Below are 13,082 nucleotides of genomic sequence, written 5' to 3' on the forward strand. Positions count from 1 at the left end.
AAACGCTCGCCATCGTGGTCGAGCGCCCATCGACCGGGAGGCCCCGTGACCGTCCCCCTGCGCGCCGCCATCATCGGCACCGGCGCCATCGCCCACGCCCACGCCGAGGCCATCGCGGCGCTCGCCCCGCGCATCGAGCTCGCGGCGGTCGTCGATGTCGACGTCGATCGGGCTCGCGCCTTCGCCGACCGGTTCGGCGCCGCCGCGGTCCACGGCGACGTCGACGGCCTGCTCGCCGAGCGCCCCGACCTCGTCCACATCTGCACGCCGCCGCAGACCCATGTGCCCCTCGCGATCCGGGCGCTGCGCGCCGGCATCCCGGTACTCGTCGAGAAGCCGACCGCGCTGAGTCTCGCCGAGATGGACGAACTCGTCACGGTTGCACGCGAGACGGGCGTGCCCGCGCTCACCGTCTTTCAGCACCGGTTCGGCGACGCGGCGCAGCGGCTCATGCGGCTGCGCGACGAAGGCGTGCTCGGACGGCCGCTCGTCGCCGTGTGCGAGACCCTCTGGTATCGCTCGGCCGACTACTTCGACCTGCCCTGGCGGGGTCGGTGGGACGTCGAGGGCGGCGGACCGACGATGGGCCACGGCATCCACCAGTTCGATCTGCTGCTCGCCGTGCTCGGGTCGTGGCGGCGGGTGTCGGCCGTCGCGGCGCGGCAAGCGCTGCCCACCGACACCGAGGACGTGTCGATGGCGCTCGTCGAATTCGACAGCGGCGCTCTGGCCAGCGTGACGAACTCGATCGTCTCGCCGCGCGAGGTCTCGCGCCTGCGGTTCGACTTCGAGCACGCCACCGTCGAGGTCGAGCATCTCTACGGGTACACCGACGCCGACTGGACTCTCACTCCCGCCCCCGGGCACGAGCATCTGGCCGAGCGGTGGTCCGCGGAATCCTCGGCTGCCGATGCCGCTGCGACGAGCAGCCACACGTCGCAGCTGGGAGCGATCCTCGACGCCTTCGCGACGGGCCGCGAGCCCGGGGTCGCCGCCGACGATGCGCGCCGCACGCTGGAGTTCGCCGCCGCCACCTACGCGTCGGCGTTCCGGGGGATGCCGGTGCGAGCCGGCGAGATCACCGCCGACGACCCGTTCTACCGTTCGATGGACGGCGGCGCGGTACCGTGGCCCGCGGTGAAGGGAGCGACGGCATGACGCTCGAGATCGTCCACGAGGTCGGGACGGCGCTCACGGTGCGCGACGCGGATGTCGAACTGTTCCGGTACACCTACGTGCCGGACTCGCCGCAGCTCGAGTCGCCGAAGCCCTACCTGCATCCGCTGCGGACGCGCGCCGGCCGGCTCGTGAGCCTGTTCCGCCCCTGGGACCATGTCTGGCACAAGGGCATCGCGTGGTCGCTGCCGATGGTGGGCGACGAGAACTTCTGGGGCGGGCCGACGTACGTGCGCGGCCGGTTCTACGTCCAGCTCGACAACGACGGCACGCAGCGCCACCGCGACCTCGCGCGGCTGGGCGTCGAGGCCGACGGCGCCGACGACGTCGCGCGGGTGAGCCATGATCTCGAATGGATCGCGCAGAGCGGGCAGCGGATGTTCACCGAGCACCGCGCACTCACGGCACGCATCGTCGACGAGACCTGCTGGGCGCTCACTTTCGAGACCGCGATGACCAACGTCACCGACGCGTCCGTCGCGATCGGCTCGCCCACGACCCGAGGCCGCGAGAACGCCGGATACGGCGGCCTGTTCTGGCGCGGGCCCCGCTCGTTCACCGGCGGCGTGCTCGTCACGAGTGCCGGCACCGGCACGGGAACCGATGTGCGGGGGCAGCGTCACGAGTGGATGGGCTTCGCCGGCCAGCACGACGACGTCGATGCATCGTCGCTCATCGTCATGGTCGATGCCGCCGAGAACCCGCACCATCCGCCGCAGTGGTTCGCGCGCTCCGAGGAGTTCGCCTGCCTGAACCCGGCCCCCTTCTTCAGCGAAGAGGTCGTCGTCGCCCCGGGTGAGACGGTGCGGTTCCGTTACGGCGTCGGGATCGCGGACGCCGATGCGGATGCCGCCGGGGGAGTGGCCGACGCCGTCCGCGACGTGCTGGCGCGGCCCGGAGCGCCGGGTGGGGTCGCCGGATGATCTCGCCTTCGAGCTTTCCGGGCGGCACCTCGGTCACCGATCTCGCCGTCTACACGGATGCCGCCCCCGACGGCATCTGCGGCGGGACACCGCACACGCACCTGACTTCGACGGAGGCGTACGTCGTCACCGGCGGTACCGGCGAGCTGCAGACGATCGACGCCGCCGGCTTCCGTCGCACGCCGCTGGCCGCCGGAGCCGTCGTGTGGTTCACGCCCGGCACCATCCATCGCGCCGTGAACCACGGCGGCCTCGCCGTCGTCGTGATCATGAGCAACGCGGGCCTCCCCGAGGCCGGCGACGCCGTCATGACCTTCCCCACCGACGTGCTCGCCGACCACGCGCGCTACGCCGAGGCCGCCCGCATCCCGCCCGACGCCGACGAGAGCGAGCTCGGCGCCGCAGCCTCGCGGCGCCGAGACCTCGCCGTCGCGGGGTTCACTGCTCTGCGCGAGCGGATGGACGCCGGTGACGCGTCCGCGCTGACCGAGTTCCATCGGGCGGCGGCGCGCATCGCGTCCGCGCGCGCCTCGGGCTGGAGCGACATCGTCCGCGCCCGCCCGCTGAGCTCGGCGGAGCGTGCGCTCGACGCCGCCCGAGCCGTCGCCGCCGGCGAGAGCGCCCACCTCGCGGACGCCGCGGTGCACGTCGCCGAACCCGGCGCCGGCCCGCGCGCGTTCGGGATGTGCGGACGGCTGCGCACCTACGACGTGGCCGACTGAGCGGCATCCGTTCGGCGCGAGGTCGGGGTCAGCGGCCGAGCCCGACGCGGTCGACCTTGCGGTGGAAGCGCATCCCGGCGAGTCCGCCGAGGATGGCTCCGACGAGGGTGACGACGGCCGCGCCGAGCGCCGTGAGGACCCCGGTCAGGGTCGCCGTCTCCGGGGTGACGGGGATGCGCGGGAAGCCCTGCAGATTGCTGAGGATGTCCCACTGCGATCCGGCGATCGCGGTGATGACGGCGACGATGATCGCGATCGCGATCGCCCAGATCCAGACCGCGATCCCCTGCTTGGCGCCGCTGAAGCGAGCCATCCGTCCCGCGACATAGCCGCCGGCGAAGTAGGCCACGAGAAGGACGAGTCCGATGACGATCGCGCTGACGACCGTGACCGCGGTGCTGTTGTCCGCGGCGGCGTCGGCAGCCTCGTCCGGCGTGGCACCACCGCTGAACCCGATGGCTGCGCCGACGGCGGCGACCAGGGCGGTGAGGAGGACGGTGCATCCCATCGCGGTCAGCCAGCCGAAGAACGCAGATCCGAACTTGAATCCCCCGAACTCGGCCTTCTCGCGTTCGTGGACCTCGTGTCGCACCGTGGCGGCCGTGTCGGCGCGAGCTGTCGCGCCGACGGCGTCGGGGTGGGATGCCGGCGCGCCCGGCTCGCGATGCTCGGGGGTGCTGTTGCTGCTCATGGCGCCACGGTAGGGCGATGACGTCCGCGCGTCGGAGGCCGTTGTCGCCTCGGTCGAATGGGCGTATCGTCTTCGGCTTCCGCACGGGCTATGGTGCGCGAGACATTGCGTGGCTAGCATGGAACGGTGGCCAGGAAACCGCTTTCCCGCCCGCTCGACCTGATCGACGGTGCTCATCCCGCGCGATCCGTCCTGCGGCTCCTCGCCCGGCGCCCGGGCCGGATGGCGCTCGCCGTGCTCGCCTTCACGTTCAAAGAGATCCCGCTGTGGTTCCTGCCCGTGATCACCGCCGCGATCATCGACATCGTGGCCGACGGCGGCGACGTCAGCGCGGTCGTCGGCTGGTTCATCCTCGCCGCGGCGCTCCTGCTGCAGAACTATCCCAATCACATCCTCTACACGCGCAGCTTCATGACGGTGGTCCGCGACACCGGCGCCGACCTGCGCAACGCGCTCGCCGCCCGCCTGCAGAGCCTGTCGATCGGCTACCACTCGCGCGTGAGCTCGTCGATCGTGCAGACCAAGGTCGTGCGCGACGTCGAGAACGTCGAGCTCATGCTGCAGCAGGTGACCCATCCGCTGCTGTCGGCGACGATGGTCATGATCGGAGCCATCGCGATGACCGCGATCGCGGTGCCGCAGTTCCTGCCGGTCTACGCGCTCGCGGTGCCCATCGCGATCGGCATCCGCTACGGCATGCGCAACCGGTCGCGCCAGCGCAACGAGGTCTTCCGGCGCGAGGTCGAGGTGTTCTCCGCCCGCGTGGGCGAGATGGCATCGCTCATCCCGGTGACGCGCGCGCACGGCCTCGAAGAGACCGCCGTCACGCGGGTGAGCACGGGCGCCGAGGGCGTGCGGCGGGCCGGCCTGCACCTCGACATGCTGAATGGCCACGTCGCCTCGATCTCGTGGGTCGCGATGCAGTTGCTCGGGGTCGGGTGCCTCGTGCTGGCGGCGGTGTTCTCGCTCACCGGCATCTTGCCGATCTCGCCGGGCGAGGTCGTGCTGCTGTCGACCTACTTCACATTGCTCACGCAGGGCCTCACCCAGCTGCTGATGCTCATCCCGGTGGGAGCGCGCGGGCTCGAGTCGGTCCGCTCGATCGCCGAGGTGATGCAGGAGCCCGACCTCGAGCAGAACGAGGGCAAGCGGCGGGTGGATGCCGTGCACGGCGACATCCGGCTCGAGCGGGCCAGCCATCGCTACGCGGGCGCCGACGAGGACGCCCTGCACGAGATCGATCTGCACATCCCGGCGGGGCGCACCTTCGCTTTCGTCGGCTCGTCGGGGTCGGGCAAGTCGACGCTGCTGAATCTCGTGCTGGGGTTCGTTCGCCCGACGGCAGGGCGCCTCACGATCGACGGCGCGGACGTGCAGGAGCTCGACCTGCGCTCGGTGCGCCGGGCGGTCTCGGTCGTGCCGCAGGAGTCGGTGCTGTTCGAGGGCACGATTCGCGAGAACATCGCGTACGGGCTGCCCGAGGTGACGGACGCCCGCATCGAGCAAGCGCTGCGCGACGCCAACGCCTGGCAGTTCGTGCGCGAGCAGCCCCACGGGTGGGACACCGTCGTGGGCGAGCGGGGCGCTCGGCTGTCGGGCGGGCAGCGGCAGCGTCTCGCGATTGCGCGGGCTCTCGTGCGCGACCCGCGCATCCTGCTGCTCGACGAGGCGACGTCGGCGCTGGATCCCGAGTCGGAGGAACTCGTCAAAGAGGCTCTCGGCCGGCTCATGCGCGGTCGGACGACGCTCGTCGTGGCTCACCGGCTCTCGACGGTCCGGCAGGCCGACCGTATCGTCGTGCTCGAACGCGGCAGCATCGTCGAGCAGGGGACGCACGACGACCTCCTCGCCGCGGGCGGGCGCTACGCGCACCTGCACGCCACGCAGGCCGGCCTCCCGAGCTGACCGGATAGCGCTTTCCGACATCGGGTCATAGGCTGGATCCCGACCGATCCGAAGGGGGATCCGCCATGCCCGCATCGCTGCGCTGCGCACTCGTCGGCACCGGCGCGGTGGCGAACCTGCACGCCCGCGCCGTGGCCGCTCATCCGCGTGCCGAACTCGTCGCCGTGACCGATCTCGACCCCGCCGCCGCGCGGGCGTTCGCCGAGCGGCACGGGGCACCCGCCGTGCACGACGACCTCGACGGCCTGCTGCGCGTGCAGACGCCCGACGTCGTACTCATCTGCACGCCGCCGGCCGTTCACCGCGAGCAGGCGATCGCCGCCCTCGCTGCCGGCGCTCATGTCGTCGTCGAGAAGCCCCCGGCGCCGTCGCTCGACGAGCTCGATGACATGCGCGCGGCGGCCACCGCGGCCGCCCGCCACCTCGCCGTCGTGTTCCAGCAGCGCACCGGCACCGCCGCCGCCCATGTGCGATCGCTGCTGTCGTCGGGCGCGCTCGGGCGTCCGCTGCTCGCCACCTGCCAGACCCTCTGGTACCGCGATGCCGCCTACTTCGCGGTGCCGTGGCGTGGCCGGTGGGAGACCGAGGGCGGCGGCACGACGCTGGGCCACGGCATCCATCAGCTCGATCTGCTGGCCTACCTGCTGGGGGAGTGGCAGACGGTGCAGGCGCGCCTGTGGCGACTCGACCGCGAGACCGAGACGGAGGATGCCTCGACCGCGACGGTGCTGTTCGCCTCGGGCGTCGTCGCGCAGGTCACCACGAGCGCCGTGTCGCCGCGCGAGACGAGCTCGATCCGCATCGACACGCAGAAGGCGACCGTGACCGTCGACCACCTGTACGGCCACGGCCACGAGAACTGGCGCATCACCCCGGCCCCGGGCTTCGAGGGCGAGGCGCGCGACTGGGCGCTTCCCGAGCGCGAGGAGCGCAGCGATCACGGGCCGCTGCTGCGCGACGTCTTCGACGCGATCCTCGACGGGCGGCCCCTGCCCGAGACGGCGGCAGACCCCGCCCGTTCGCTCGAGCTGGTCGCGGCCGTCTACGCCTCGGCCGCCGCGGACGGGGCGGCCGTGACGCCGGCCGATCTCGCCTCGCATCCCACGCACCGCCGCGGCTTCGCCAGTCCCGTCACCGACCTCCGCAGCGGACGATGAGCCTCGCGGTCGCAGAGCATCCGCGAGAGCTGTACCGCGACCCCATCTATGACGGGGCGACCGACCCGGTCGTCGTGATCGATGCCGACGGATGCTGGTGGATGTTCTACACCCAGCGTCGCGCGACGCATCCCGACCCCGGTCCGGGGGTGGCGTGGGTGCACGGATCGCGCATCGGGGTGGCGCGTTCCCGGGACGGCCGGCGATGGAGCTACGCCGGCACCCTCGAGCCCGACGCGGTCGGATTGCAGCTGGCGCCGGACGGCCCGGCGCGCGAGGTCGATCGCACCCACTGGGCGCCGGAGGTCGTCTTCGACGGTGCCCGCTGGCGGATGTACCTCACCGAGATCGACGGGATCCCGGACCGATGGCCCGGCTATGCGCGAGCGATCGTCGAGTACGTCTCTGACGACCTCACCTCGTGGCGCCGGGTGGGCCGGCTCGACCTGCCGACCGACCGAGCCATCGACGCGGCGGTGACCCGGACCCCGGACGGCCGATGGCGCCTCTGGTACAAGGACGAGGGGGCGGACTCGGTGACCATGAGCGCCGTCTCGGACGACCTGAGCGACTGGCGGCACGAGGGCGTGGCGATCGGCGGTCGCCCGCACGAGGGCCCGGCCGTATTCGAGCTGGGCGGCCAGTGGTGGATGATCGTCGACGAGTGGCGCGGCATGGGGGTGCACGTCTCGGACGACGCGGTCACCTGGCGCCGGCAGGGCGGCCCCGACGAGGTCGTCCTCGGTGCCGGGTCGGTCCCCGGGCGGGGGTTCGGCCATCACGGCGCCCCGGTTCGCGACGGCGGGACGCTCTGGTACTACTTCTTCGCCCAGCCCGCGACGACTCCGGACGACGGCGCCGACGGCGCGGGTGCGGCCGAGATCGACGCGCGCCGCTGCGCCGTGTACCGGGTGCGCTTGCGTGTCGACGGCGGGCGCCTGGTATGCGAGGCTGAACCGGCAGACTGAGACCGGTAACAGTCCCGAGATCACGGGATGGAATCGGATGCTGCGGCATCCTTGCGAAACGTTTCACGGCGTAGTACGGTTGCCGGCAAGCGCTTTCCCGACGCGGGGCGGCGCAGACCTGCACACACGGACAATGGACGTTCGCGCGCACCGAGACGACGACGTTCGGCAGAGAGGACAATGATGTTCAGCAGAAAGCGGGCACTGGCCGGAGTCGCGATCGCGACCGGCGCGGCTCTAGCCCTGGCGGGGTGCGCCGGTGGCGACACCCCCGCCGCGGACGCGACGTTCGACCCTGATGAGAAGGTCACGCTCGACCTGGCCTTCTGGGGCAACGACGTCCGCGCGGAGCTCTACAACGAGGCGATCGCGGCATTCAACGAGGAATACCCGAACATCACCGTCAACCCGACCTTCCTGACGTTCCCCGAGTTCTGGGAGAAGCGTCAGACCGAGGCCGCCGGCGGCGGCCTTCCCGACGTGATGCAGTTCGACTACTCGTACCTGCGTCAGTACTCCGAGAACGGTCTGCTGCTCGACCTCGAGCCCTACCTCGGCGGCATCATCGAGACCGACCCGCTGCCGCAGAACATCCTCGACATCGGCGTCGTGAACGACAAGACGTACGGCATCGCGACCTCGACCAACGCGTGGGGCCTGTTCACCAACCCCGTCCTGCTCGAGCAGGCGGGCGTCGAGGAGTTCCCCGGCGGCACGTGGGAGGACTACGACGCCTGGATGCAGTCGGTCACCGAAGGGTCCGGCGGGGCGTTCTGGGGCGGCGGCGACTGGACCGGTCGCATCCAGAACTTCGAGCTGCAGCTGCGCGCCGAAGGGGGCAACCTGTTCACCGAGGACGGCGAGCCCGGCTTCGACGAGGAGCAGCTGAAGGACTTCTGGGAGCAGGGCGCGGACATTCGCGAGAACGGCACGGTCATCCCGCAGGCCCGCGTCGAGGAGCTCGCGCCCAAGGGCGGCTTCGACTCGGCGCTGACGGCGTCCGAGCTGACGTGGGACAACTTCGGCGGCGGCTACCTGGGCGGCCTCGGCGAGGGCTACACCGAGCTCGGCCTCGTCGAGCCCCCCGTCACCGAGGAGGGCGCGAAGGACCTGTACCTCAAGCCCTCGATGCTGCACACCATCTCCGAGAGCACCGAGCACCCGGAGGCCGCCGCAACGCTCGTGAACTTCCTCGTGAACTCGCCGCAGTCGGGTGAGATCTTCGGCACGAACCGCGGCCTGCCGGCATCCGAGACCGCCCTCGAGGCGGCCGACCTCGATCCGCTGAGCCAGCAGGTCAAGGACTACGAAGAGGGCATCGCCGACCGCCTCGGTGACGCACCGCCGGTGCCGGTCGTCGGCTACGGCACGATCGAGGAGGAGTTCCGCCAGATCGGCCTCGAGCTCGTCTACGGCACGATCACCGTCGACGACGCCGTCGATCGCTTCTTCTCCGAGATGGACATCGTCCTCAACGGTTGACGCACCGCCTCCGGGCCGGCCGCGCGACGCGCCGGCCCGGAGGACTCCACTCTCTTCCCTCACTCCCCGGGAGCATCGTGAGCACAACAGCCACACGGGTGATCGTCACCAAGCAGTCCCCGCGGCGCGGGCTCGTCCGCCGCAGCCGTCCCGAGCACCTCGACCGCCCCGGTGCCCGCAAGCGCGCGATGCGCGAGAACGCCACCGGCTATGCGTTCCTGCTGCCGTGGCTGGTGGGCTTCTTCGGTCTCACCCTCGTCCCGATGGTGTACTCGCTGTACCTGTCGTTCACGAGCTACAACATCTTCTCGCCGCCCAAGTGGATCGGTCTCGACAACTACGTCCGGCTGTTCACGAACGACCCGAGCTTCATGCAGTCGGCGCAGATCACCCTCGTCTACGTGCTGGTCGGCACCCCGATCGCCCTCGTCGCCTCCCTTCTCATCGCGATGCTGCTGAACTACCGCGACAAGGGCGCCGCGTTCTTCCGCTCGGCCTTCTACGCCCCGTCGCTCATCGGCGCCTCGGTGTCGGTCGCGATCGTCTGGCGGGCGATGTTCGCCACAGACGGTCCTGTCGACGGCGGTCTCAGCTTCCTCGGCATCGAGCTGGGCGGCTGGATCGGCAACCCGTCGCTCATCCTGCCGATGATGATCCTGCTCGCCGTCTGGCAGTTCGGCGCGACGATGGTCATCTTCCTCGCCGGCCTCAAGCAGATCCCGAAGGAGCTGTACGAGGCGGCCGAGATGGACGGCGCCGGAGCAATCCAGCGCTTCCGCGCCGTGACGCTGCCGATGCTGTCGCCGGTCATCTTCTTCAACCTGCTGCTCGGCCTGATCGGGGCATTCCAGGTCTTCGCTTCGGCGTACATCATCTCCAACGGCAGCGGCGGTCCGGCCGGCATGACGAACTTCATCACGGTCTACCTCTACAAGACCGGCTTCTCGGACGGACGCATGGGCTACGCCGCGGCGATCGCGTGGGTACTGCTCGTCGTCGTCGCCATCATCGCCCTCATCCTCTTCCGCACCCAGAAGTCGTGGGTGCACTACTCGGGAGACAACCGATGACCACGACACCCACCTCGCCGCTCGCCAGCGAAGCGATGTTCGCCGTTCAGCAGACCACGCCGATGCCGCCCTCGCGGCGGAAGATCAAGCGCAAGACCTGGCAGACCATCGTCTGGTTCGTCGTGCTCATCGTGATCACCGCCGTCGTGCTCTACCCGTTGGTCTGGCTGCTGTTCTCGACCTTCAAGCCGAACAGCGAGTTCGGCCAGAACATGGGGCTGCTGCCCAACGCCCCGACCATCGACAACTACGTCAAGGTCATGGAGGGCATCGCGGGCGTGCCGATGTGGCGCTTCTTCGCGAACTCGCTGCTGATCGCCGGCGTCTCGGTCATCGGCACGGTGATGTCGTCGGCGCTCGCGGCCTACGCCTTCGCCCGTCTGCAGTTCAAGGGTCTCGGCATCCTGTTCGCGGCGATGATCGGAACGCTGCTGCTGCCGTTCCACGTCGTGATCATCCCGCAGTACATCCTGTTCAACAATCTCGGGATGGTCGACACGTACTGGCCGCTGCTGCTGCCGAAGTTCCTCGCGACCGAGGCGTTCTTCGTCTTCCTGATGGTGCAGTTCATCCGTCAGATGCCGCGTGACATGGATGAGGCGGCCAAGATCGACGGCGCCGGTCACCCGCGCATCTTCTGGTCGATCATCCTGCCGCTCATCAAACCGGCGCTCATCACCTGCGCGATCTTCAGCTTCATCTGGGCGTGGAACGACTTCCTCGGTCCGCTGCTGTACCTCACGAGCCCCGAGAACTACCCGCTGCCGATCGCCCTGCGGCTCTACAACGACCAGACGTCGTCGAGCGACTACGGCGCGACGGTGACCGCCTCGTTCATCGCTCTCGTACCGATCCTGCTGTTCTTCATCGTCTTCCAGAAGTTCCTGGTCGACGGCGTGGCCACGCAGGGCCTGAAGGGCTAGCGATGTCGATCGAGCAGCGTCCGCGCACGCGGCGCGAGGAGCGGGCGGCGGACCGCGCCGATCGCACCGGCAGCGGTCCGACGCGTGACGGGCGGCCGGTGCTGCGGCATCCCGGAGCCGCGGGGGCGTTCGCGCTCCTCGGCGAGGTGCTGCTGACCGGCATCCTGGTCGCCGTCGTCTCGCTGCCGGTGATCACGTTGCCGATCGCGCTGGCTGCCGGCATCCGTCATCTGCGTCGCTACGTCGCGGCGGAAGACTCGCGGGTCGCGCTCTTCTGGGAGGATGTCCGCGCGGGCATCCTCCCCGGCATCGTCGTGGGGGTCGTGGCTCTCGTCGCGACGCTCGTGCTGCTGCTCGACATCGACCTGGCCCGCTCGGGTTTCCTGCCCGGCGCCGCGGTCGTCGAAGGCGTGGGCTGGGTCGGGCTCGCGGTGCTCGCCGCGGCGGTCCTGCTGGCGGCCGGCACCTGGACTCCGACGGTCGGATGGCGCGCGGCGGTCCGCGCGATTCCGGATGCCGCCCGCCGCGACGTCGTCGGCGTGCTGTATCTCATCGCCACCGCGGCGTTCGTCGTCGTGGTGACGTGGGCGCTGCCGCCGCTGTTCATCGCGGGCATCGGGTGCGCCGCGCTCGCCGTGGTCGCCATCCCCGCCCGGCCGCGTCGCTGAGCACGTCGCCGCCTTCCTTCTCCGCAGACCCGTCCCCCCGGGCTCTCACCCGACGAAAGGACCCTCATGAAGGCGAACCGTCTTCTCGCATCGATCGGCATCGTCGCCGTCGGTGCGCTCGCCCTGAGCGGATGCGGCGGCGCGCAGGCGCCGGCGGCCGCGGAATTCGATCCCGACGAGAAAGTCACGCTGACCTACGCGTTCTGGGGCAACGACGACCGCGCTCAGCGCTATGACCAGCTGATCGCGGCGTTCAACGAGGAATACCCGAACATCGCGGTCAACGTCAGCTTCACCGACTTCCCGAGCTACTGGGAGAAGCGGCAGACCGAGGCGGCGGGCGGCGGTCTGCCCGACGTCTTCCAGTTCTCCGACAGCTACCTGCGCCAGTACGGCCAGTCCGGGCACCTGCTCGACCTCGCCGAGGTGGCCGATCAGATCGACATGACCACGTTCGACGACGGTCTGCTCGGCACCGGCGCGCTCGACGGCACGCAGTACTCGTTGCCGACCGGGTACAGCCTGTGGGCGAACTTCGTCAACGACGATCTGGTCGCGCAGGCCGGGGTGGAGACGCCGGAAGGCGGAACCGACGTCGCCGCGTTCGACGAGTGGATGGCCGAGGTCACCGACGGAACCGGCGGCGCGGTATACGGCGGGACCGACCACACCCAGCGCATCCAGGGCTTCGAACTCGCCCTGCGCGCCGAGGGCGGCAACCTGTTCACCGAGGACGGCGAGCTCGGGTTCACGAAGGACCAGCTGCGTGATTTCTGGGAGAGCGGGGCGGAGCTGCGCGACGGGGTCACCGTGCCGCAGCAGCGACTCGAGGAGCTCTCGCCCAAGTCGGGCTTCGGCGCCGCGCTGACGGCCAGCGAGATGAGCTGGAGCAACTTCCTCGGCGGCTACCTCGCCGACTCGGGCGCCTCGTCGATCTCGATCATCGCGCCTCCGACCGCCAAGGAGGGGTCGAAGGACCTCTACCGGCAGGCCGGCCTGCAGGTCGCCATCTCGGCGAAGACCGAGCACCCGCAGGCCGCAGCGCTGTTCCTCGACTTCGTCGTGAACTCCGAGGCGGCCGGCGAGATCTTCGGCACGACGCTCGGATTCCCGGCGTCGACCTCCAAGCTCGCCGGTGCCACGCTCGAGGGCGCCGACAAGCAGGTCGCCGACTACATCGAGGCTGCGGAGGACCGCATCGGCGACGCACCGCCCGTTCCCGTCGCCGGATACGGCACCCTCGAGCAGACGTTCTGGGAGCTCGGCAAGTCGCTCGGCCTCGGCGCCACGTCGGTGGACCAGGCTGTGGATCAGTTCTTCTCCGAAGCCGAGGTCGTCCTCGGCTGACCGTCCCGGGGATGCCGCGCGCGGGCGTGCGGCATCCCCACCCCCACCTC

Annotated in this window: 12 protein-coding genes; 11 read left to right on the forward strand and 1 reads right to left on the reverse strand. The window is 70.4% G+C overall.

The features are described from left to right. The first annotated feature begins 45 nt into the window (after nucleotides 1-45). The 3 genes from PUW82_RS04545 to PUW82_RS04555 are packed head-to-tail and all read left to right on the forward strand — an operon-like array spanning nucleotide 46 to nucleotide 2,821. On the forward strand, nucleotides 46-1,158 hold the full coding sequence (locus PUW82_RS04545; RefSeq protein ID WP_274221139.1) for a Gfo/Idh/MocA family protein: 1,113 nt from the start codon (nucleotides 46-48) through the stop codon (nucleotides 1,156-1,158). Further along, nucleotides 1,155-2,099 (forward strand): DUF6807 domain-containing protein, encoded by a 945-nt coding sequence (locus PUW82_RS04550; RefSeq protein ID WP_274221140.1) that lies wholly within the window; start codon nucleotides 1,155-1,157, stop codon nucleotides 2,097-2,099. The genes PUW82_RS04545 and PUW82_RS04550 overlap by 4 nt, the downstream gene beginning before the upstream one ends. Further along, complete coding sequence (locus tag PUW82_RS04555; protein WP_274221141.1) at nucleotides 2,096-2,821, forward strand: cupin domain-containing protein; 726 nt, start codon at nucleotides 2,096-2,098, stop codon at nucleotides 2,819-2,821. The genes PUW82_RS04550 and PUW82_RS04555 overlap by 4 nt, the downstream gene beginning before the upstream one ends. A gap of 28 nt (nucleotides 2,822-2,849) precedes the next feature. Here the strand turns inward: PUW82_RS04555 and PUW82_RS04560 are convergent, their stop codons facing one another. After that, nucleotides 2,850-3,512 carry a hypothetical protein gene (locus tag PUW82_RS04560; RefSeq protein WP_274221142.1) on the reverse strand — a complete coding sequence of 221 codons (663 nt, stop codon included), beginning with the start codon at nucleotides 3,510-3,512 and terminating at the stop codon, nucleotides 2,850-2,852. A gap of 126 nt (nucleotides 3,513-3,638) precedes the next feature. Here PUW82_RS04560 and PUW82_RS04565 point away from each other — a divergent pair, with 126 nt between their 5' ends. From PUW82_RS04565 to PUW82_RS04600, 8 genes are all read left to right on the forward strand, one after another. Further along, nucleotides 3,639-5,417, forward strand: coding sequence for an ABC transporter ATP-binding protein (locus PUW82_RS04565; protein WP_274221143.1), 1,779 nt, complete (start codon nucleotides 3,639-3,641; stop codon nucleotides 5,415-5,417). A 65-nt stretch (nucleotides 5,418-5,482) separates the two neighbouring features. Continuing rightward, nucleotides 5,483-6,574 carry a Gfo/Idh/MocA family protein gene (locus PUW82_RS04570; protein ID WP_274221144.1) on the forward strand — a complete coding sequence of 364 codons (1,092 nt, stop codon included), beginning with the start codon at nucleotides 5,483-5,485 and terminating at the stop codon, nucleotides 6,572-6,574. Beyond that, the gene (locus PUW82_RS04575; protein ID WP_274221145.1) at nucleotides 6,571-7,542 is read left to right on the forward strand and encodes a glycoside hydrolase family protein; all 972 of its coding nucleotides are present in this window, start codon (nucleotides 6,571-6,573) and stop codon (nucleotides 7,540-7,542) included. Before PUW82_RS04570 ends, PUW82_RS04575 begins: the two co-directional genes overlap by 4 nt. 183 nt (nucleotides 7,543-7,725) lie before the next feature. Next, a complete protein-coding gene (locus PUW82_RS04580; protein ID WP_274221146.1) occupies nucleotides 7,726-9,024 on the forward strand; it encodes an ABC transporter substrate-binding protein in 1,299 nt (432 codons plus the stop codon). A gap of 77 nt (nucleotides 9,025-9,101) precedes the next feature. Then, complete coding sequence (locus tag PUW82_RS04585; protein ID WP_274221147.1) at nucleotides 9,102-10,094, forward strand: carbohydrate ABC transporter permease; 993 nt, start codon at nucleotides 9,102-9,104, stop codon at nucleotides 10,092-10,094. Beyond that, on the forward strand, nucleotides 10,091-11,017 hold the full coding sequence (locus PUW82_RS04590; protein WP_274221148.1) for a carbohydrate ABC transporter permease: 927 nt from the start codon (nucleotides 10,091-10,093) through the stop codon (nucleotides 11,015-11,017). The genes PUW82_RS04585 and PUW82_RS04590 overlap by 4 nt, the downstream gene beginning before the upstream one ends. Before the next feature lie 2 nt (nucleotides 11,018-11,019). Further along, complete coding sequence (locus PUW82_RS04595) at nucleotides 11,020-11,685, forward strand: hypothetical protein (protein WP_274221149.1); 666 nt, start codon at nucleotides 11,020-11,022, stop codon at nucleotides 11,683-11,685. Between the two features lie 66 nt (nucleotides 11,686-11,751). After that, nucleotides 11,752-13,032 carry an ABC transporter substrate-binding protein gene (locus tag PUW82_RS04600; protein ID WP_274221150.1) on the forward strand — a complete coding sequence of 427 codons (1,281 nt, stop codon included), beginning with the start codon at nucleotides 11,752-11,754 and terminating at the stop codon, nucleotides 13,030-13,032. Nucleotides 13,033-13,082 lie beyond the last annotated feature (50 nt).

This window comes from Microbacterium thalli, from assembly GCF_028737325.1.
In the GTDB taxonomy this organism is placed as follows: Bacteria; Actinomycetota; Actinomycetes; order Actinomycetales; family Microbacteriaceae; genus Microbacterium; species Microbacterium thalli.